16 protein-coding genes and 1 riboswitch are annotated in these 20,948 nt (G+C 40.4%); of the genes, 7 read left to right on the forward strand and 9 right to left on the reverse strand.

Annotated features, from left to right (window positions below; translation table 11 throughout):
- Positions 1-312 precede the first annotated feature (312 nt).
- Together AAA970_RS07095 and AAA970_RS07100 are read right to left on the reverse strand one after the other, a co-directional pair.
- Complete coding sequence (locus AAA970_RS07095; RefSeq protein WP_338236526.1) at positions 313-2,730, reverse strand: PspC domain-containing protein; 2,418 nt, start codon at positions 2,728-2,730, stop codon at positions 313-315.
- A 5-nt stretch (positions 2,731-2,735) separates the two neighbouring features.
- On the reverse strand, positions 2,736-3,071 hold the full coding sequence (locus AAA970_RS07100; protein WP_338236527.1) for a PadR family transcriptional regulator: 336 nt from the start codon (positions 3,069-3,071) through the stop codon (positions 2,736-2,738).
- Between the two features lie 625 nt (positions 3,072-3,696).
- Here AAA970_RS07100 and AAA970_RS07105 point away from each other — a divergent pair.
- Complete coding sequence (locus AAA970_RS07105; protein ID WP_338236528.1) at positions 3,697-5,400, forward strand: lysophospholipid acyltransferase family protein; 1,704 nt, start codon at positions 3,697-3,699, stop codon at positions 5,398-5,400.
- Between the two features lie 34 nt (positions 5,401-5,434).
- On the opposite strand, the gene AAA970_RS07110 is transcribed toward AAA970_RS07105, so the two are convergent.
- Together AAA970_RS07110 and AAA970_RS07115 are read right to left on the reverse strand one after the other, a co-directional pair.
- On the reverse strand, positions 5,435-6,151 hold the full coding sequence (locus tag AAA970_RS07110; protein WP_338236529.1) for a hypothetical protein: 717 nt from the start codon (positions 6,149-6,151) through the stop codon (positions 5,435-5,437).
- A gap of 70 nt (positions 6,152-6,221) precedes the next feature.
- Positions 6,222-8,000, reverse strand: coding sequence for a GAF domain-containing protein (locus AAA970_RS07115; RefSeq protein ID WP_338236530.1), 1,779 nt, complete (start codon positions 7,998-8,000; stop codon positions 6,222-6,224).
- 84 nt (positions 8,001-8,084) lie between these two features.
- Here AAA970_RS07115 and AAA970_RS07120 point away from each other — a divergent pair, with 84 nt between their 5' ends.
- Positions 8,085-8,870 (forward strand): patatin-like phospholipase family protein, encoded by a 786-nt coding sequence (locus AAA970_RS07120; protein WP_338236531.1) that lies wholly within the window; start codon positions 8,085-8,087, stop codon positions 8,868-8,870.
- Between the two features lie 277 nt (positions 8,871-9,147).
- Positions 9,148-9,717 carry a 1-acyl-sn-glycerol-3-phosphate acyltransferase gene (locus AAA970_RS07125; RefSeq protein WP_053404761.1) on the forward strand — a complete coding sequence of 190 codons (570 nt, stop codon included), beginning with the start codon at positions 9,148-9,150 and terminating at the stop codon, positions 9,715-9,717.
- 310 nt (positions 9,718-10,027) lie between these two features.
- Positions 10,028-10,209: riboswitch (cobalamin riboswitch) on the forward strand.
- A 615-nt stretch (positions 10,210-10,824) separates the two neighbouring features.
- Here AAA970_RS07125 and AAA970_RS07130 read toward each other — a convergent pair.
- From AAA970_RS07130 to AAA970_RS07145, 4 genes are all read right to left on the reverse strand, one after another.
- Positions 10,825-11,379: a toxin-antitoxin system YwqK family antitoxin gene (locus tag AAA970_RS07130; protein ID WP_338236532.1), complete on the reverse strand. Its 555-nt coding sequence runs from the start codon at positions 11,377-11,379 to the stop codon at positions 10,825-10,827.
- A 370-nt stretch (positions 11,380-11,749) separates the two neighbouring features.
- Entirely contained in the window at positions 11,750-12,199 is a 450-nt protein-coding gene (gene bcp / locus AAA970_RS07135) for a thioredoxin-dependent thiol peroxidase (protein ID WP_338236533.1), read from the reverse strand.
- 97 nt (positions 12,200-12,296) lie between these two features.
- Positions 12,297-14,207 (reverse strand): M23 family metallopeptidase, encoded by a 1,911-nt coding sequence (locus tag AAA970_RS07140; protein ID WP_338236534.1) that lies wholly within the window; start codon positions 14,205-14,207, stop codon positions 12,297-12,299.
- Between the two features lie 274 nt (positions 14,208-14,481).
- Positions 14,482-15,093 (reverse strand): fumarylacetoacetate hydrolase family protein, encoded by a 612-nt coding sequence (locus AAA970_RS07145; protein ID WP_053404768.1) that lies wholly within the window; start codon positions 15,091-15,093, stop codon positions 14,482-14,484.
- Positions 15,094-15,218: 125 nt separating this feature from the next.
- On the opposite strand from AAA970_RS07145, the gene AAA970_RS07150 reads away from it, so the two are divergent.
- Positions 15,219-15,764, forward strand: a complete 546-nt coding sequence (locus AAA970_RS07150) for a hypothetical protein (RefSeq protein ID WP_063790916.1) — start codon at positions 15,219-15,221, stop codon at positions 15,762-15,764.
- Between the two features lie 67 nt (positions 15,765-15,831).
- Here AAA970_RS07150 and AAA970_RS07155 read toward each other — a convergent pair whose 3' ends face one another.
- Positions 15,832-17,517: an AMP-binding protein gene (locus AAA970_RS07155; protein ID WP_338236535.1), complete on the reverse strand. Its 1,686-nt coding sequence runs from the start codon at positions 17,515-17,517 to the stop codon at positions 15,832-15,834.
- A 451-nt stretch (positions 17,518-17,968) separates the two neighbouring features.
- On the opposite strand from AAA970_RS07155, the gene AAA970_RS07160 reads away from it, so the two are divergent.
- The 3 genes from AAA970_RS07160 (at position 17,969) to sufC (ending at position 20,942) form a co-directional block, all read left to right on the forward strand.
- A complete protein-coding gene (locus AAA970_RS07160) occupies positions 17,969-18,436 on the forward strand; it encodes an Lrp/AsnC ligand binding domain-containing protein (RefSeq protein ID WP_053406889.1) in 468 nt (155 codons plus the stop codon).
- 208 nt (positions 18,437-18,644) lie between these two features.
- Positions 18,645-20,096, forward strand: a complete 1,452-nt coding sequence (sufB, locus tag AAA970_RS07165) for a Fe-S cluster assembly protein SufB (RefSeq protein ID WP_338236536.1) — start codon at positions 18,645-18,647, stop codon at positions 20,094-20,096.
- Positions 20,097-20,180: 84 nt separating this feature from the next.
- The gene (gene sufC / locus AAA970_RS07170; protein WP_053404772.1) at positions 20,181-20,942 is read left to right on the forward strand and encodes a Fe-S cluster assembly ATPase SufC; all 762 of its coding nucleotides are present in this window, start codon (positions 20,181-20,183) and stop codon (positions 20,940-20,942) included.
- Positions 20,943-20,948: the final 6 nt, after the last annotated feature.

Raw genomic sequence — 20,948 nt, forward strand, 5'->3', positions numbered from 1 at the left:
TTTGCTTTATAATAGCCCAAATTTGGGTAGGCTTGCATTCTCCTCATTCATCTGTTTCGTTGGAAAAAACTCGAAATAGGAAAAATTCCATCATTTTTTCCGCCTTACAGCTAAACGAGGATTTAAGCATGAATTATCCGGGCTAGTAGTTAGAGGATGTTTTACGATCAATTGATCTGCTGGTAAATTTGAAAGATTGTCAGCGACTTTTCTTTTTTTACCGGTAGGGAAGATTTTCTTTTCCAATATTCCTGTGGTATAGCCGCTTTCCAATCAAATTTTCGCGAGGAATCTTAGCTTTTAGCTTTATTCCTAATTTCCAATCTGCTCAACCTGTGCGGCTCCTGAGGTGGCAGCGTCTATGGTAGGGTTTCCTTCATAGAATATATTTGAGCTACCAGAGGCCTCTGCTTTCAGGTATTCCTGAGCAGAAAGTTTCACCGAACTTGCACCAGAGGAGGTGACTTCCGCATTTTTCACCCAGAATTCCTGCGCTTTCACATTTGAGGCTCCTGAGGTATTGAAAGCACCGAATTTGGCTTTTCCCTTCAGACTGATATTGGAAGCACCTTCCGCATTACCTAGTACTTCCTCATATTCTCCGAAGAGGTCGATGTTGGATGCCCCATTGGCGTAAAGACTGATGCTCTCTTCCTCTTTGAAATCCTGAATGATAACGTGAGTGCTTCCACCAGCTTCTATTGCTTTAATAGTTGGGCAGCCCACTAATATTTTTATTCGCTCATCAGAAAAAATATTTTTTAAACCACCATTAGATAAATTCAATGTGCCGTTTCTGCTCTTTATTTTACAATCTGCTATAGCCTCCTCGTTTCCAATGGCGATGACTTCAAAATCCTCACTCGGAAAAATTTCTGCTTTCAGACTGCCATTTACTTCTATTTTTTTAAATGGCGCTACCTCGAATTCCTCATAATAACCCGAAATCTGATTTTTCTTCACATTGGAATTATAATGAAATTGTTCCTTGGTAATGCAGGTAACACATTGTAATCCATCTCCGGTATACACCCACTCATTGTCGGCTAGTTGATTGACGCGGTAACCATTAGGACTTAGGGTGTTTCTTAATACAGTTCCCAATGCCGGAGACATTTGAAAATGCAGGCCAAAGGGAAGGTAGAGGGTTGTTAAATGTTTCTGATTTCGAAATTTCCCATTTTTATCCAGTTGGAAGAAGCGATCCAGTGATATTATACTTTCATTAACGGTGTAACCGTAAAGGATTTGTCTGGCATTATCCTCGGCCTCATAAGTAGACTTGCCTCTTGCTTCTAAGGTTTGTACCACTTTGATGTTGTCACCGGAATAGCCTCTTATCTTGAGCTTGGTTTCCGCCCAGTCAAAGCCCTTGTTTTTGTTCAAATTTAAAATGAGTAAACTGTCAGCCGGATAAGGAATGACTTCTGAAATTTCCACAGATCCACTTTTCTTAAATTGAGCCACTGTTTTTGGAATAAGAAAAAGACCAACAATCATAGCGATTCCCCACAGAGAAAGCATGGTAATGTGAAAAGCCCTGTTTCCAATGGATCTTTTGAAGAAAAATATCATCCCCAAAATAATCAGGTAAAATGCCGGGATGGCCATCAGGAAAAATCCCGTCACTACTAATGCCGGAGAGGTAACGGTGGTGATTAGTTCGGTGGGGAGAGGGAAATCCCCCACCACGATATCATTGCCCAGCCAGCCCATGCTTGCCACTGCAATGATGAGTAAAACCACCAGTGTAACAAATCCGGTAAAGGAGGTAATAAATCCCAGGAATACTCTGAAAATATCGGCCAGGAAAGTCAATAAAGGCCCTAACACACTCTGTAGAACGGTAAGAAGTTCCGCTAATATCCGAAAGGGAAACAAAAGTATTTTTGTGGCAATATTTTCTTCTCCTTCAATATTATTTAAACGTTTGCGAATATTGCTTTCAATATTTTCCAGGGTGATGGGTTGCCCCTGCATTTTTACCTTTTGGCTAGGGGTTTGTGCTTCGGGAAGAATGACCCAAAGTGCTGCATAGATGAAAATGGCGGTGCCTCCCAGAAAAATCAGGGCGATGAAGATGAGCCTCACAATAGTAATGTCAATACCATAAAAGGCGGAAAAACCAGCACACACGCCACCTAAAACCTTCTGATCCGGATCTCGATAGATTTTTTTCTCATTTTTCTGCTCAGGGAAATCATTGCGAGCTGGCATAATGAATATCAGGCAAAGGTAGACTAGGGCCAGAACAGTAGCCACAGAGGGAATGAAACTAAATCCAAAGAAAAGAATCAGAAATCCCAGGCGCATCCACAGCGGGTCGATTTGAAAGTATTGGGCAAGGCCCGCCAACACCCCTCCAAGCACTTTTCTGGATTCATCTCGGAACAGCCTGTTAGGTTCTTCGAAAAATTGTTCTTCTTCATTTTGGAAATAATCCCGATCTGTTCCGAATTCTTTTTCAATGGTTTCGAAATCATCCAGGCTACCCATGGTGGAAATGAGCTCTTCTACATCCTCTAAAATAATCGCCTGTTTGTTATCGGTTAATTTTGAGAAAAACAGTTCTGCGATGCGGTTTTCAATGTCGTCAATGATCTCATGGCTGTCCGGGTAGGCAGAAAAATGCTGCCGGATACTCTCCAGGTATTCATTTAAAATCAGGTAGCCGTCTTCTTCTATATGGAAAATAATTCCTCCGATGCTGATGCTTATACTTTTTTTCATAGGTCTTATTGAGCTTCGTCGGTCATGAATTCGTGTGTGGTATCTTCGATTTCTCCCCATTCTGCTTTTAAAGCAGCCAATTTATCGGCCCCTTTAGGCGTAATGCGGTATAATCTCATGGTAGGTTGATCCTCCGAACTGCTGTTTTCCTTGAGCAGATATTCATTTCTTTTCAAGTCAAAAAGAATGGGGAAAATGACGCCTTCCACCCATAATAAAGAAACTTCTTTCAATTTCTCAATGAGTTGATGAATGTCAATTTGTCCCTTTGACAACAATTGGAGGATATAAAACTCAATAAATCCTCTCTTTAGGATAAGATGGGTATTTCTTCTAATCATGAGATGCTCACTTGTTGATATATTGATATTACGGGGATTTTTAAATTAATGCAAAATAATAAACAAGGAATCTTCACATAAATACCCATTTTATTGATTGTATTCAATTGTTCTTATTGTAAAAGTTATATTTTGTTCGTGAGGGGACAGTGCGTTCAGTGAAAATTCTTTAGTTGATCGATTTAATTTTAGGGATGGTTTTCAATTAATCTGGGCGCTAGTGACTATAATTATTTATTTTTAGCTAATGGCTTTGATTGCTTTCATTAGCTTATAATTGAGGGGGTTGTGGGGTGGGATATGGGTGAACTACTCGTCTTCTCGAATATTTATTTCTATAAAAAGGCTTTTTAATTGAATTTACTTAGTAATTAATCCTTATTTTGTCTTTAGAAATTTTTTAACCTTATTTTATACCCCTATTTTATCTCAAAGTGAAGCGCGATATGCTGGGTTTTGATGATTTGATAATCTGAATTAAATGGTCATTTAGGCTAAAAATGATTAATATTGCAGCTTCAAAAATTATGACCTGATTTCATGATATTGTTTTTTTGAAACAATTTGAGGATAGGGTTAGATTTTTCCATGTCTGCAGAAGCGGTATTGGAAATATAATGCATATATGAAAAAGTTTATTTCTAAAGAGGAGTTTTTCGGAGCCCTGAACAAGGGAGATATTAAGTTGGACACCAAGTCTTTGTTTCAACCATTACATGCTTTGCAACAAGATAGTGAAGAGGGATGGGAGGAGATTTTGGATACTTTTTTCCAACAAGTGGAAATTGAGTTGGAGGTAGATCGCAAGGAATTGCGCAGAATTCCTAAATCAGGAACATTTATCACCATCAGTAATAATCCATTCGGTTTCGTAGATTTTGTTTCTCTAATGAAAGTGGTGAGAAATCGCCGTTTTGATTTTAAAATTTACGGAGAGCATGTTACCGGAGAAGAAGTGCTGGATCATTTTATCGCAGAGGAAAGCAATAGCTTTGAGGAATCTATTCAGCAGGCCATCAAAGAAGGTCATGGAATTGGTTTGTTTCCTTCCGGAGATGTGGAAAGTTTTTATACGGACGATAAAGAAATTGCGGACCGTCAATGGGATTTGGATCATATTGCAGCGGTGAAAAAAGCCGGTGTACCCATCATTCCGATATATATTCAGGGGCAAAATGATTTGTTTTTTCATTTGATGAAAGTATCCAATGGCGAGCTGGATTTGAATGAATGGATCAGTGAAGGGCCAAAGAAGTTACGTGTTATTATCGGTAATCCGATCAGTGCCGAGGAGCAAAATGAGTTTAAGGACTTTAACCGTTTTTCAAGGTTTTTGAGAGTAAAAACCATGATGCTGGGTTGCCGATTAGAATCCGAAATTACTTCAGATAAGATATTTGCTAAGAAGCAGTTAGAGCAAAAGCCGGTAGGGGTGGAGGAGATTATCCCCCCCGTTAGTCTTGAATTAATTCAGCAGGAACTGGATAATTCCCAAGACCAGCTGGTTGTGGAAAACGGCCCCTTTCAGGTTTATATTTGCAGCGCCAGAAGAGTTCCGAATATTCTCCAGGAAATTGGCCGGCTAAGAGAGATAACTTTCCGGGCCGTAGGAGAAGGTACCAATAAGGCACTGGATTTGGACGAATACGATATGTATTATCATCACCTTTTTGTTTGGGATAAGGAGAATAATAGCATCGTAGGAGCCTATCGAATTGGGAAGGGCGAAGAGATTATGAACAAATATGGGATCAAAGGATTCTATACCAGTTCGCTTTTCCAGATTGATGAAAAGTTCAGTCCCTATTTGATTCACGGTTGTGAGTTAGGTCGTTCATTTGTTCGTCAGGAATATCAGTTAAAACGCCTTCCATTGTTTTTATTGTGGCAAGGTCTATTGATGTTAATGTTGTCTGAGAATCATTATCAGTATTTGCTGGGGCCGGTGAGTATTTCCAATGAATACACTACGCTTTCCAAAAGTCTGATTGCTGAGTTTGTGAAGAAGTTTTATTTTGATCACGACTTAGCCAAATTTATTCAACCGTTGAATGAATTTAAAGTGCAGTTTGATGATTTCGATCATGAGCCACTTTGGGATTTTACAGGGGATGATTTTCAACGCTTTGATAAGTTGATCGGAGATGTGGATCCTGTTCACCACGGGGTGCCGATTTTGTTAAAGAAGTATATTAAGCAGAATGGGAAAATTCTGGCCTTTAATGTGGATCCGGATTTTAATGATGCATTGGATGGCTTTTTGCTGTTAAATATGCAGGATGTTCCGCAGGAGCAAATCGACGATTTGAAAAAAAATATTGAAATGTAAAAAAAGGCAGTACTTTGGTACTGCCTTTTTTGTTTTACCTTCTTCTTCGCCTTTTCCCCTTTTTCTTTGGGTTAGCAGATTGGAAAACCAGGCCGATGGAAATCTCATATCCTGAATAATCCAGTTGAGCATTGGCTTCACTGAATGCTTCACTGACGAAATCACCATTGGTATTCACACCTTCGACCGTTCCTTTCCATGCCCATTCGCTTTGGCCGGAAAGGTAATTGCCTTCTAGCGTAAGGCTGACCTGGGGGTTGATTTCCACGAGATAACTTAAGCCAAAGCGATAGCCATAGCCCAGTCCGTTTTTATTCTCTAGATCGGCATTGGCTAATATCCAGTCATTTTGTTTTTTATAAGCCCGGTCAAAGTTGCCTAGATGGGTTTTGGCATCCAAATTACCATAAACAAATCCTCCTCCTTTGAGTTGAAATAAGCCGATGCCTGTAGGAAGGCTAAATACAGCTTCTACCGGAATCATTAAGGAAAAGAAAGGATCGGTAAGGCTTTCATTGGTTTTAATGGCAGTTTCCTTAATATTCATGCCGGCCATACGAAAAAGTGTGAAGCCCGTTTCTACACCAAATAGTCCCCAGGATTGGCCCAGGCCCCGAAAACTAAAAGGTGTAACCGGGTTGGAAAATGAGCCATTCTTTGGTATAAAGTAAGTGGCGGATAAGCCGTACTGGGCTTGGGAGAACTGGCTGCATAAAAGCAGTGAGAAGAGTAGAAGGCTTTTTTTGATCATAGGGGTTTTGAGGTTGGCTTTCTGAAAGTAAAAAAGCTGCCCTTACTGACAGCTTTTTTTGTTTAATGTATTATTTGATCATCTTTTTACTTTTGAAGAGTTCTTCCTCTAATTGTCGGATCTTGTCCTCAAATTCATACTTTTCTGTTTCGTCAAACTGAATCCCTAACAGGCCGGTGATGCCCAGGTAATCAATAAAAAACGGCATTTTGATGGTTCTCAGGTATTTGGTTTTACCTCCTGAAAGGTCTACAGCCTCTGTTTGGCGATATTCCCGCGCTCCGGTTCTCATGATTTCCTTTTCTTCCTCAACCATCGGACGGCCTATTTCCTCACCAAAGAAGTCAAGGTCTGATTTACCTAAAAGGTCTTCCTCCGAACAGTTATGAGCTTTACAAACGGCTTCATTGACCATTATCATGCGACACTCATCATCTTTCATGAAAATCTTGTTGGGCACCACATTGAATATTTTCTGGAAGACCTTAGCGTGTTGCTGTATTTCTGTCACCATTTTTTCATGTTGCTCCTTTTGTTCATCCTGCATCCGTGTGATTTGCTCGTGCGTAGCGTGAAGCTCTTCCATGTTTTGGCGCATCTCTTCCTCCTGAGCCCTTAGTTGCTCCGTGGCTAATTGAGATTCTTCCAGTAACAGCTGAGTGCGTGCATTTATTTTATTGTTGATCAGGTAAGAGGCGACTGAATGGGATGCTTTTTGCAGGTATTCCATATGGTATTCATCCATCACCTGAAAGGCCGCTAGTTCAATCACTCCGACAATTTCTTCATTGTATTTCAAAGGCATAATTAAAATACAATTCGGATTCGCTTCTCCCAGGCCGGAAGTGATGGAAATGTAGTTTTCCGGAACCTCCGTCAGGTAAATGGTTTCTTGCTCCAGGTAACATTGCCCCACCAGGCCTTCGCCAATTTCAATTTTTTGCTCGTGGTACTTTTTGCGATTGTAAGCATAGCAGGCAGTAAGTTGTAAATGCAGGTCCTCACTTTCTCCTTCCACACTGTACAGGCCTCCCTGAATGGCGCCGGCATAATTTACAATTTCCCTGATGATTTGATCCTGTAGTGCATCGTCCTTTTCATTGGTGCGCAGTAATTGATCAATGGCCGAAACTCCTTGAGTGATCCATTGCCGTTTTTCATCAATGGCCTTTTGCTCCTTAATTTTGGATACATAATCCTCCATTTCTTCTGATTGTTTTACCAGGTCTTTTTGCTTTTGATCCATGTTATCCACCAACTCTTCATTGGATTTTCTTTGGAGGTGAGCAAAGTATTCCATTAATAAAATAATGGCGAAAAGCAAAAGGGTGAAAAAGCCCGCGGTTATTTTTCGGCTGATGGTATCTACTGGTCCGAAAATCAATCCTTCCGGTTGAAATGTTCCCGCAAAGAACAAAGGCCCCGCCAGCGCTAAAATGCTCAATCCAAAAGCTAGGAGCAAGTCTTTTGGGTTTCGGAAAGAGAGCAATAAAAATGGTATTGTGGCAATATTGACCTGATATAAAATCATTTCCAGCGTGGGCTCGGCACCAGCCGGGGTATCTGCACAGGAAATGATGCAGGCAAAGATGATACTGCTGTAAATAAGAATAGAACGAGCCGTTCGGTATGACTGGTTCAGATTGAAGGCCAGGCTTAGCAGTAATAAAAAAATGTGGGTAATAGGAATCCAAAAAAGGTTGCCGCCATTCCAATAATTCAGGGAGGCCAGTCCTAAATTAATGAGGATTAATAATGCAGCACAAAATTTGGTCGCCATCATACTGTTTTGTTGGTGAATCCCGATATTGCTATTGGGCTCACTTTTAAATAACTTAGAAAAGTTCATAATAGGGGGCGATAGGTAAAAAAACTATTTCTTTATGCCCAAATTTAGACTATAAAATTAATTTTTCAACGATAATTAAATAGAATGAAGGCTTATTCTATCAATTTGGATCAAAAAAAAATTGGCGCTTGTTTTTCCGGTGGCGGGGTGAAAGGAGTGGCCCATTTGGGGATGATCAAGGCCTTCGAAGAAGTTGGTGTTCAGTTTTCAGCAGTTAGTGGGACTTCCTCCGGAGCCATTGTGGCAGCCTTTTATGCCGCAGGTTATCCGGCGGAAGAATTGCTTGGGATCATTAAGTCGCTTTCTTTGACAAAGCTGGTTAGGCCTGCCTGGAGCAAAAAGGGCTTATTAAATATAGAACAATTGAAGCCTTTGTTTTATAAATACCTGGCAGTTGACAAATTTGAGGAATTATCCATACCCCTGACCGTTGCAGCGATTGATTTGGTGGATGGTCAAATATGTTATTTTGATACTGGAGATTTAATTTTGCCCTTAATGGCCAGCTGTGCGATTCCGGCAATTTTTGCGCCGGTACCTATTGATGGAAAAATGCTTATTGACGGAGGAATGTTAAATAATATGCCGGTGGAAGCCTTGGTTGGTAGAATGGATGTGACGGTGGGTTTTAATTGCAATGTAATACAGAAGGGGTGTACAGATTTTAGTTTGAAAAAGAATCTAGAGCGGAGTTTGTTGTTGGCAGTTAATGTGAATGTTCAACACAGTCAGCGATATTGTGATTGGTACCTGGAAGCTCCACAATTAGCCGGCTACTCTCCGTTGAAACTGGAGGGCTTGGATGATATTTTTGAAATAGGTTATCGCTACGCAAAAGATTTTTTGAGGCAACAGGAATTAAACGCTTAAGCCGAATAATTTGCAGCTGAATTAAGGTTGTGCGCTAAGCGGCTTATTTTCATTTTTCTAAAATTGTAATTAATGATTTGTTAATAGCCCCAATTGGGGCAAGCTTGCTTTCTCCTAATTTATCTGCTTCGTTGGAAAATTGCAATAGGGAAGTATTCCATCATTTTTTCCGCCTTGCAGCTAAACGAGGATTAAAGCATGAATAATTCGGGTTAATTTCTTCCTGCCTTTTATTTTACCTACTGAAAACCTAAGTTTGCAGCAAATTAATTGATTCATGTGGAAATTCATTTCAAAAATAATATTTAAAGTTTCCGGTTGGAAAATTGAGGGCGACAGCCATATTGGTTTAAAGAAAGCGGTGGTTATCGCTGCTCCGCATACCAGTAATTGGGATTTTATTTATGCCCGGGCAGCTTTTTTTCTATTGGGCCTTCCGGTAAAATATACCATAAAGCGCGAATGGACGGACAATAAAGTGTTTGGGGGATTGCTAAAACGCTTAGGGGCCATCGGTATTGATCGTCGCCCCAAAGGGATGCGAGACGATCAGAAGTTATCCATGGTGGAGGCGATGGCAAATTTGTACAAGGAAAATGATGAAATGATGATCATGATCACTCCTGAGGGTACGCGAAAATATGTGGAGAAATGGAAGTCAGGTTTTTATCGCCTGGCAGAAATGGCGGAGGTGCCCATTGCTTTGGGGTATCTGGATTTTGAACGTAAACGTGCCGGTATTCATAGTGTGTATCATCCCACAGGAAATTATGATCAGGATTTGGAAGAGATTATGTCTTTCTACCGAACAGTAAAAGGAAAACACCCTGAACTGGGGGTAAAGTAAAGATTAAAATTCCCTGAGGGGAATTTTTTTTTGTCCTAAGCCGAATTCTGCTTTCGTAAATCGTTGTCTTGCAGTTAACCGAGTTTTAAAGCATGAATACTCCGGCTTAAGAATTTAGAAAAATATACACCTAAATCATATAAGATAAGCTCTTTGGGTGGATTTGTTGATTCCTGTGGGCTGTAATTTGGCTTAGCCGGCCACACCTTCTTTTTACAGAAAAGGAGCCAGAGCAACCCTGTTTAGGCTCAAACAAATAATTTTCGAAAGAGTGTTTCTTTTTTTTGGGATTTATAAAATTGCCTTTAACTTTGTCAATGAGGACGGTTCTTCCGAGGAAGATGAAAAGGGAAGTTTGTGCAATTCAAACACTGTTCCCGCAACTGTAAATCCGTATTTTGAATATTTTACATCCCTCACCACTGCCCGTATGGGTGGGAAGGTCGTAAAGTGTTTCGGAAAGTCAGGAGACCTGCCGTAGCTCAAAGCTAATGATTTAACATTGCCCGGGATTTGGTAATGGTGAATGTATAGAGTTTGTCATTTCTGCAATATGCAAAATGCTTTATTTTCTTGAGAATAATCCCTAAAGCGGTGAATTTGCCTTAATTGGCTAGGTTTCGCTCTATTGTGGCTTTTTTGTGAATGGCTATAAAGTGCTTTGAAGCTTAGGACCTGTTATGTGCTCAGTTTTAAATAATAGCCAAAATTGAGGTGGAAAGGATTATTGGAAAGTCATTTTTTATAAAATGACAGACCCAAGAAAAAATTAAGCAGTTGATAATTGTTGAATTACCTTTTTTAAAATTTTGATGACTGAGTGGATCAAAGGCTTTGTAGAAAAAATAATGATTGATATTAAATAAAAAATAGTATAGATAATAGATACAAAATCTCATTGAGATGAAGTAAACAGGGATGAGCTTGAAATTCTGTCTCGAGTATATTTGAAGGTGGTCATGCCAAGCCCGTTTAAAAGATCCTGGATAGTTTTTGAAATCGGCAGGTTCCTGTACCTGCCGGTTCTTTTTCCCATCCAAAAAGTTCGATAGTTAATTTTCTTTGAGCCGATGTTGAAACACATCGGTTTTTTTTGTGGAATTTTTTCTAGAATTCTTCCTCCTTAATAATTTTTCCGCTTGTATTGTAGGAGTACCAAATTCCGGTTTTTTTGCTATTCTCGTATTGACCTTTCTGAATCAGGTTCCCCTCCTGATCATGGGCAAAGTATTTTCCTGACCCTTCAGATAGTAATTGATTCCCGTCTTCATCGAAGAAATTTTTAATAATAAATTGTTCTCGCTCACGGCCATTTTTTTGTTTTACCACTTCCCAGTGTCCCTCTTCTTTTAATTGGCCATTCGAGTACCACCATTGCCATAATCCTATTTTCTTTCCCTTTTCAAAATATTTGACCCCTTTAATGTTTCCATTGGGGTGAAAGTAAAAGAATTTACCATTTTCTTTACCGTTGATGATGGCTCCTCGGCGCATTATTTGGTGGTCAAGGTTGAAATCCTCGCACATGCTTTCAAGGCCTTCCTGCCGGTAGTAGGAGGCATGAGCTTTATCGCAAACGTTAAATCGCTTGTCAAGGTAAGTGGTGTCAGTAGTGACTTCAGTTTGAATTTGAAATAATAGCGATAGTAATAAAATTTTCATATGGCAATTTAGTGCCGAAAACTATTCCAATTCTATTGCGGATACCTTTGAGGTGAAAATATGTCAAAATCGGATAGACTGAACCCAAAAAAAGAGGAGCAGGGCTCCTCTTAAAATTCTTCATCATCAGATTGTAGATTGTTAAGTTCAGAAATCGTCTTGTTGACGTATTGAATGAACCTTTGATCTACCATACGCCTTGAATCATCTTCTGTGCAATCTATTTCTTTATATACCTTCCCGATTATTTGTCTGATGCCTTTCCAGTGCAGATCAAAATGATCTGCAATCTTTTGGACAGGCCATCCGTTTAGGTAAAGCCGAAATATTTTGAGGTATTTAACTTGCATAGGAGGAGTTCGAGGCCAGTTTATTGGATGATTTGCGCCGTATGTTCTTTGGTTTTTACTTTTTCTATGATTTCCTCCAGCTTTCCTTCTTCGTCAATGATGAAGGTGGTGCGGATGGTACCCATATAGGTTCTTCCATAATTTTTCTTTTCCCCCCAGGTGCCATACATTTCATGAACGGCTTTGTCCTCATCTGCAATCAGAGGAAATGGAAGTTCATGTTTGCTGATGAATTTTTGGTGGGAAGTTTCAGAGTCAGTTGATACCCCAATTACTTCATAGCCTTTTTCCATCAATGCTTCATAATTGTCTCGCAAATTACAAGCCTGGGCGGTACATCCTGGGGTATTGTCTTTTGGGTAGAAGTACAATACTACTTTTTTGCCTTTGAAATCTGATAATTTAATCAAATTACCATTTTGGTCTTTGCCCTCGAATGCCGGAGCGGCTTTGCCAATTTCTAATGCCATGGTTTGGATCGGTTTATGTTTGTGAATTTTGGTTTATTTGATCAAATGGGATTCGCAATATAAGCTTTCGTATACGTAAATAAAAGGATATTTCAGTCTATGGTATGTGCTTTTCATATATCTTTTTATTCCCGATTTGATCTGTGACTTCCACCCGTAACAGTCCTTTTAATGGGATAGTTTTGTCCAGTCTTTCGGACCAAATCATATTTGTTTTGTAGTCATAATGTAGTAAAAGCCATTGGTCATTGATCCAGGCGTTGTAGCTGCTGATGCCGGAACGCTCATCGGTGATTCTAAACTTACATTTTTTATTGTTTACTATTATAGGATGAATTTTTGGAGGGATACTATCGTATTTAATAGTAAACTGACCAAATGATCTGCTCTTGAACTTTATCACTTTTTCTTCTTCCCAGGTGCCTCCTATATAGCTATAGCCCTTTCCAACTTTTCGGTACACTGCTGCTTTTTCCTGTTCATACGCTTGCTGTAATTTTAATTCTGCGTAAAAGTTGCTTTTTAGAGGGATAGTCGTTTCGCCAATACTGAATATTTCCTCTTTTAATTTCTCATCATACTGATAGTCTGTATTTAAGTATAAGTCCTGAAACAGTGTGTTTTTGGTGAATTTTAATTTTAAATTCTTATGAAAGAAATTGATGTTACTGGCCGCCGGAATCTCAATTTGAAAGGGGGGGCGGATCGTGTTACTTGAAATTTTAATGGAATCTGGGATGCCATCGTATAAATCAATTAGATAATACTGGCTGTTTTCGTTGCTATAATCCGCCGTTTTTATTCTTCGGGCATGTCCTTCATATAAAAGGCTCTCCTTGTATTCGTCCGCTGGCTTTTGCTCCCAATACTTCAAAATATTCCCCGCAAGCTTAAAGCCATAGGGGGCTTTTGATTTGTCCATGCCCGGGATTTCACTTCTGTCAGGGGTTTCTCCCTGAATGGTGAACCTGACTTCGCGTTTATTTTGATAAGCATCTGTCATCCGGATCCTGATATGGTAAGTGCTGTCGGGTTCTACCCAAAAAGTACCATCTCCATAAGCCTGTTGCTGAAAAGCCAAATGATTCCCCTGATCCAGATATAATTTTGCGAAGCGTTGTCTTCTTAGTTTTTCGATTTCATAATTGGTGTGAACTAAAATCTGTCGGCTTTCCACAAATGACAATAAGTCTAAATGATGCTGGTAAGTCAGGCTGTCATTGATGAAAAGCTCAAAACTGGAAACGCCATTTTTGTTGGAGGCTCCGTTCAATCGGTCAAAGGCCATAATCTCTATGCCGAGTTTTCCGTTTGCCGCTATGGGATCTGTAATTTCGTAATGCCCGTTTTTTAAGCTTAGCGGCCAGTCGGTCCATTGGAACCCGTGATTGATTCGGCTATCGATTTCCATTGGGCGAAGTGCCAGTCGAACGGCCGAAGGGGGGGTGTCGTCTTTGATTTCTTTAAAGCCGTAGGAGAGGGGGTTCACCACTCTTTGTTCCTTATCACGAATTTCGAAATGTAAATGTGGGCCGCCTGATCCACCTGAGTTGCCGGAAAGTGCAATGACTTCCCCTTGTTTCACCGGAAAATCTTTGGGGTCAGGAAACATTTCAATGGTATAGGATTTTTCCTGGTATTGTTTTTTTAGGACTTCCTGGGCAATTTTATCATTAAAGGAAAGTAAGTGGCCGTATACAGTGGTGGAGCCATTGGGGTGAGCAATGTATAATGCCCAACCGTAACCTCCATGGGAGATTTTGATTCTGGAAATATATCCATCCGCTGCGGCATATACGGGTAAGCCCGTGACGCCTTTGGTTTTAATGTCAATGCCGGCATGGAAGTGCCCGGGTCTGAGTTCTCCCATGGTGCCGGAGAGAAAGTTAGTTTTGCCGGTTTGTATGGGGAAGATATAATAACCTTTTTCTGCTTCCACCTGTGCAAGTAGTGGGAAAGACAGGAGGTAGAATAGAAAGCTGAAAAAAAGGATAGGGGAGCATTTCATATAATGTATTCGAAGGTTATGGGTTAGAATAGTTCGCAATAAAAAAAATGACTGTCTCTTTATCAAACGAAAAAAAAGCGACAGTCATTAAGAGCGTGTTTAAAAGCCAAAATTCGTAAGGAAAATTTGATTATGGCAGAAGCCATACCCGATTATATTGAGGGATTAGTAGCGCTATTATTGAGAAATTATCCAAAATCACTACCAATAATTCGAATTTGCAGTCGGATAGTGCAGTTTTAAACACGCGCTAAGTTTTTTTATTTTTTCGGGATTATTTCACATCCACCTCCAGCATTTTCTTTTCACCAATGAAACACTCCAGCTTATCACCGATGTTCACCTTTCCTACTCCGGCAGGGGTGCCGGTGAAAATCAAATCACCTTTTTTGAGCATAAAAAACTTACTCATATGGGCAATGATTTCATCGATACTCCAAATCATATGAGAAGTATTACCTTTTTGTCGTTCTTCCTTATTCACTTTTAGAGAAAAATCAAGATTGGACAAATCCAGTTCATCTTTTGGTATAAAAGTCTGGGAAACCGGAGCGGAGCCATTGAAACCTTTAGCGGTGTCCCAGGGTAAACCTTTCGCTTTTAATTTGGCCTGAAGATCTCTGGCCGTAAAATCGATACCAATGCCCACCTCATCATAGTATTTATGCGCAAATTTAGGTTTGATGTTTTTTCCATTGTGATTAATCTTCACCACTATTTCTACCTCATGATGGACATCATTGGTCCAGTCCGGAATATAGAAAGGGTCCACCGAGCGAAGATAGGCGGTTTCGGGTTTGGTAAAAATCACAGGTTCGTCCGGGCGTTCATTGTTCAGTTCTTTAATATGGTCTACATAGTTTCTCCCGATTGCGATGATTTTCATAAAAGACGGATATTTATAGGTATAGCGAGGGCAGGGCCTCTGGAAAAATTTTTCTGAAATTTCCGCAAAAATAACTTTTTAATAGGATAAAATTCCGTTCTTTGGATGCAGAAATTAATTGTATTATGAGTAAGGTACTAAAAAATCTTGATCCGAAGGCAGTTGAAGCATTGAAAGCTGAATTTGCCGCTGCTGGCGTAAATCACCAAATTGTGGATGAGGGCGACAATAATGACGAAATGGTCAACTTTCGTTTTGTTGGCAAGCATGAAGGAGAAGAGGTGATCTTTGATGTGATGATGTCCACCCTTCGTTTGGAGCATGCCGGTGAGCTCTATGAAGAGGCCGAGAAAGAGGTGTTGAAGCGTTTTCCTAATCTTCCGCAGAATTCTGAGGAGTGGAACCTGACAGATCAGCAAATCGAAGAAGTAGAAGAAGTTTTGGCAGATGCCATGATGGAAGCTGAGGCAGAAGGAACCGTGAAGGTGAAAGAGCATGTTACTTTGGATTACAATTCCGATTTGGATACGGAAATTTATGTGGATGTAGCGTTGAATGTGGATGCGATCGACAATCAGGTAATTGCCAAGTTTGTGGATGATTATAATAGCGGTGCATTAAAACTTGATGACCAATTGTATTCCTTCGTTCACGAAGAGGATGAGCAATAATCAAAAGCTTATAAAAAAGGAAAGGCTAGCAATTTTGCTAGCCTTTTTTGGTTCATAGTGGTTCTGGTTATACAGAAACGCTTTTGCGTTCCTCGTATTCCTTTAATTTTCTCCTTAATATTTTACCCACATTGGATTTGGGTAATTCTTCCAAAAATTCAATATGTTTAGGTCGTTTGTAGGCAGTTAAATGTGCTTTACAATAAGTGAAAATTTCTTCTTTGGTTAGTGTCGGATCATTTTTGATGATAAATGCTTTTACGGTTTCATTGGATTTTTCATCCGGTATTCCAATAACCCCGGCTTCTGCAACTTTGGGGTGAGAAGTGACGGCAGCTTCCACCTCATTGGGGTAAACATTGAAACCGGAAACATTGATCATTTCCTTTTTTCGATCGACTAGCTTAATATAGCCCTCAACAGTCATATATCCAATATCTCCGGTCTTTAACCAATCCCCTTCCATGACCAGCGCTGTTTCGTCTGTTCTGTTCCAGTAGCCCCTCATTACCTGCGGGCCACGCACCCAGACTTCTCCATGTTCCCCGAAATCCATATCCTTTCCTTCGTCGGAAACGATGCGCACGTCAGTACTTGGCAAAGGCATGCCGATCGTCCCGATTTTTTCGGAGCCATCAATCGGGTTGCAGGCTACCACCGGGGAAGATTCTGTTAATCCATAGCCTTCGGCCAATGGGCACCCGGTTACTTTTTTCCACTTTTCAGCTACATGGTCCTGTACTGCCATGCCGCCGCCAATGGCCACTTTAAAATTGGAGAAATCAATATTTAAAAAGTCCTTCTGTAATAATAAGGCATTGAATAAAGTGTTCACGCCAGTAAAAACCGAGAATGGATGCTTTTTTAGTTCTTTGATGAAAGCGGGTAAATCTCGTGGATTAGTAATTAAAATGTTTTTTCCACCGGTTTTGAAGAACAGCCAGCAATTCACTGTGAGCGCAAAAATGTGGTATAATGGTAAAGCCGTGATTACAATTTCCTTCCCAGCTACCAAACCGGTCATCATCCATGCGCCATTTTGCTCCATATTGGCGATGATGTTCCGGTGGGTCAACATCGCGCCTTTGGAGATTCCCGTGGTGCCTCCCGTATATTGTAAAAAGGCCAAATCTTCCGGAGCCAATTCTACTTTTTCCAGCCGGAGCTTGCTGCCTTCTTTTAACGCGTCTTTAAAAGAAACATGCCCGTCCAATTGATATGGAGGGACCATTTTTTTAATATGTTTCACCACAAAGTTCACAATGTTGCCTTTTAAGCCGCCTAGTAAATCACCTAATTTGGTGACAATAACATGCTTAATGTCCGTGTCCGCAAGAATTTCTTCCAGATTCGAGGCGAAGTTGGCAACGATTACAATGGCTTTCGCTCCGGAATCTTTGAACTGATGTGCCATTTCATGAGTGGTATATAACGGATTGGTGTTAACCACGATCAGGCCTGCTTTCAACGCACCAAACATGGCGATGGGGTACTGCAGGAGATTGGGCATCTGAATGGCTATTCGATCTCCTTTTTTAAGACCCAGAGATTGTTGCAGATAGGCTGCAAAATCATCGCTAAGTTGGTCGATTTGGTTAAAAGTCATGGCGGCGCCCATATTTTCAAAGGCGGTTTTCTCTCCGTAAGTGTTGACCGCCTCTTCAATAAGTTCAATAAGATTGGTGTAAACCGCAGGGTTGATGTGCTCAGATACTCCTTGGGGATAGTTTTGGAGCCAGGGTTTGTTGTTCATAAGGTAATAGGGTTTCGGGCTAAAGTTGTATTAATATATGGTTATTGTTTTAAGGTCTTCATTTAAAATACATAATTTCCAGCATAATGATAAGGGAATTATAAAAAATATGCTGATTTTAGGTAAATTTTTAAATTTAGGGTCGCTATTTATCCATTCTTTTATTATTCTTGTATCGCGCCTTGCGAATGGATACCAAATGTTTTTTGAAAGTCACCTCTTAACAACTCTTTAGCTCTTTGGCTTTTTCTTTTCGGTTTTTTTTTAGCTGATCGTTAATGAGGAATAGGAGATTTTTTTATGATTTGTTAATTGCTTGGTGATAAAGTCGTCAAATATTCGGTGGATTGATGTTTTTTTTGAGAATTCCTTAAAAAAATCGCCAAATAAATACCTCAATCGCTATATTTGACTTGAATAATTCGGGGAATGATAATATTTTTGTGAAATGATGAATAAAAATTATGAGATCGATAATGTGGATATGAAGATCCTTTCACTGTTAACGGAGGATGCCAAGATGCCTTATACAGAGGTAGCGAAGCGTGTTTTCGTGTCAGGGGGTACTGTCCATGTTCGTATGCGTAAACTGGAGGAAATGGGGATAGTTCGTGGAACTACCCTGGATATGGATTACTCCAAGATGGGCTATGATATTACAGCATTCTTAGGGATTTATCTGGAAAAGTCGTCTTTGTATGATTCAGTGATCGAGCGCCTGGTGCAAATTTCGGAAATCGTCACCATTCATTACACTACGGGGAATTACAATATTTTCGTAAAAATGCACTGTCGTGATACCATGCACCTGAAAAATACTTTGCACGATAAGATTCAGCAGATTGAGGGGATTGAAAGAACCGAGACTATCATTTCTTTAGAAGAGTCTATGAATCGTCACATAAAGTTTGGTGAATAATTGACTCCAACTATAGATTGTTCAAATACAATCATAACAATTTATAATTGAATAAGCCCATTTTTACGAATGGGCTTATTTGTTTGCCCCTGTTTCTAATTCTATATTTGCAACAGTGAACAAACAGGTATTTTGCTGCAAATAACTTTTAAGTTAATCTTTTTATTACCTTTGCAGTTGAGTATTTATAAATAGTCTAAATAACGACATGAGTAAAGACGATCAAATTCTTGAGGAATTTACCCAGTCGGAATATAAGCATGGTTTCGTGACCGATATTGAGCAGGAATTTGCTCCTAAAGGTCTTAACGAAGATATCATTCGCTTTATTTCCGCCAAAAAGGAGGAGCCGGAGTGGCTGTTGGAGTGGCGCTTGAAGGCCTTCCGTCATTGGCAGACCCTCACGGAACCAGAATGGCCTAACGTAGATTACCCTAAACCAGACTTCCAGGACCTTCACTATTATGCGGCACCGAAAAAGAAGCCGGAGTTGGAGAGCCTGGACCAAGTGGACCCTGAATTACTAGATACTTTCAAACGCCTAGGAATCTCTCTGGAAGAACAAAAGAGATTAAGTGGCGTGAAAGTAGCGGTGGATGCAGTATTAGACTCTGTTTCCGTTGCCACTACTTTCCGCGAAACTTTGGCAGAGCAGGGGATTATTTTCTGCTCTTTTAGTGAGGCGGTAAAAGATCACCCTGAGCTAGTAAAGAAATATTTGGGTTCCGTAGTACCCTATACGGATAACTTCTATGCCGCTTTGAACTCGGCCGTATTCTCGGACGGTTCATTTGCCTATATTCCTAAAGGGGTACATTGCCCTATGGAACTTTCTACTTACTTCCGAATCAACGCAGCCAACACCGGTCAGTTTGAGCGTACGCTAATCGTTGCGGAAGAAGGTTCGAAGGTTTCTTATTTAGAAGGATGTACTGCACCTCAGCGTGATGAGAATCAATTACACGCTGCCGTGGTAGAGATCTTTGTAGAAAAGGAAGCTGATGTAAAATATTCCACTGTACAAAACTGGTTCCCTGGTGATGCAGAAGGAAAAGGAGGTATTTATAACTTCGTAACCAAGCGTGGTATCTGTAATGGCGCGCACTCGAAGTTGAGCTGGACGCAGGTAGAAACCGGTTCCGCAGTGACCTGGAAATACCCTTCTTGTGTATTGAAAGGAGACTATTCTATTGGTGAATTCTATTCTGTTGCAGTAACGAACAACTTGCAGCAGGCCGATACAGGTACCAAAATGATTCACATTGGAAAAAATACCAAGTCGCGTATTGTATCCAAAGGGGTTTCTGCCGGTAAATCGCAGAACTCTTACCGTGGATTAGTAAAAGTATTGAAGCGTGCGGAAGGTGCTCGTAACTTCTCTCAGTGTGATTCTCTTTTGATGGGTGATCAGTGTGGTGCACACACTTTCCCTTACATTGAGATTGACAATAAAACTGCACATGTAGAACACGAGGCGACTACCTCCAAAATTGGTGAAGACCAATTGTTCTATTGTAACCAGCGTGGTATAGATACCGAAGCAGCCGTAGCCCTGATCGTAAACGGTTACTGTAAAGAGGTATTGAACCAATTGCCAATGGAGTTCGCAGTAGAGGCGCAGAAATTGTTAGCCTTGACTTTGGAAGGATCCGTAGGTTAATTTTTTATCGCTGATTTATCGGCGGGGATGGGGAAGCCCATCCGAATCAAAAATATTCATAAGACAATCATAAAAATCAGATAAATGTTAAGCATTAAGAATCTGAAGGCAAATATCGGTGAAAAGGAGATCCTGAGAGGGATCAACTTGGAGGTAAAGCCGGGGGAAGTTCACGCAATCATGGGACCGAACGGTTCTGGTAAGTCCACTTTGGCCTCTGTATTGGCAGGTCGTGAGGATTTTGAAGTTGTTGGTGGTGAAGTAGATTTTCAGGGCAAAGATCTTTTGGATTTCGGTCCTGAGGAACGTGCGCGTGAAGGTGTATTTTTGGCATTCCAGTATCCGGTAGAGATTCCGGGCGTGAGTACGATTAACTTCATGAAGACTGCTTTGAATCAGGTGCGTGAGCATAGAGGAGAAGAGGCTTTGAGTGCAGTTGATTTCCTTAAAGTGATGAAGGAAAAAATGGAGTTGGTGGAGATTTCTCAATCGCTTTTGAATCGTTCTTTGAACGAAGGGTTCTCCGGTGGGGAGAAAAAGCGTAATGAGATCTTCCAAATGGCCATGTTGGAGCCAAAACTTTCTATTTTGGATGAGACGGATTCCGGTTTGGATATTGATGCCTTGCGTATCGTGGCCAATGGCGTGAATAAGTTAAAAAATAAAGACAACGCGACGATCGTAGTGACGCACTACCAGCGTTTGTTGGATTACATCGTGCCGGATTATGTGCACGTACTTTATAACGGTCGTATCGTGAAGTCCGGTACCAAAGAATTGGCTTTGGAATTGGAAGAAAAAGGATATGACTGGATCAAGGCCGAGGCCGATCAGCAATTTGCTTAATGTTCC

The organism is Persicobacter diffluens, assembly GCF_036244895.1.
Classification (GTDB): domain Bacteria; phylum Bacteroidota; class Bacteroidia; order Cytophagales; family Cyclobacteriaceae; genus Persicobacter; species Persicobacter diffluens.

Coding starts and splice junctions, on each gene's coding strand:
- AAA970_RS07095 (WP_338236526.1), bottom strand. CDS start 2,730: ATGAAAAAAAGTATAAGCATCAGCATCGGAGGAATTATTTTCCATATA.
- AAA970_RS07100 (WP_338236527.1), bottom strand. CDS start 3,071: ATGATTAGAAGAAATACCCATCTTATCCTAAAGAGAGGATTTATTGAG.
- AAA970_RS07105 (WP_338236528.1), top strand. CDS start 3,697: ATGAAAAAGTTTATTTCTAAAGAGGAGTTTTTCGGAGCCCTGAACAAG.
- AAA970_RS07110 (WP_338236529.1), bottom strand. CDS start 6,151: ATGATCAAAAAAAGCCTTCTACTCTTCTCACTGCTTTTATGCAGCCAG.
- AAA970_RS07115 (WP_338236530.1), bottom strand. CDS start 8,000: ATGAACTTTTCTAAGTTATTTAAAAGTGAGCCCAATAGCAATATCGGG.
- AAA970_RS07120 (WP_338236531.1), top strand. CDS start 8,085: ATGAAGGCTTATTCTATCAATTTGGATCAAAAAAAAATTGGCGCTTGT.
- AAA970_RS07125 (WP_053404761.1), top strand. CDS start 9,148: ATGTGGAAATTCATTTCAAAAATAATATTTAAAGTTTCCGGTTGGAAA.
- AAA970_RS07130 (WP_338236532.1), bottom strand. CDS start 11,379: ATGAAAATTTTATTACTATCGCTATTATTTCAAATTCAAACTGAAGTC.
- bcp (WP_338236533.1), bottom strand. CDS start 12,199: ATGGCATTAGAAATTGGCAAAGCCGCTCCGGCATTCGAGGGCAAAGAC.
- AAA970_RS07140 (WP_338236534.1), bottom strand. CDS start 14,207: ATGAAATGCTCCCCTATCCTTTTTTTCAGCTTTCTATTCTACCTCCTG.
- AAA970_RS07145 (WP_053404768.1), bottom strand. CDS start 15,093: ATGAAAATCATCGCAATCGGGAGAAACTATGTAGACCATATTAAAGAA.
- AAA970_RS07150 (WP_063790916.1), top strand. CDS start 15,219: ATGAGTAAGGTACTAAAAAATCTTGATCCGAAGGCAGTTGAAGCATTG.
- AAA970_RS07155 (WP_338236535.1), bottom strand. CDS start 17,517: ATGAACAACAAACCCTGGCTCCAAAACTATCCCCAAGGAGTATCTGAG.
- AAA970_RS07160 (WP_053406889.1), top strand. CDS start 17,969: ATGAATAAAAATTATGAGATCGATAATGTGGATATGAAGATCCTTTCA.
- sufB (WP_338236536.1), top strand. CDS start 18,645: ATGAGTAAAGACGATCAAATTCTTGAGGAATTTACCCAGTCGGAATAT.
- sufC (WP_053404772.1), top strand. CDS start 20,181: ATGTTAAGCATTAAGAATCTGAAGGCAAATATCGGTGAAAAGGAGATC.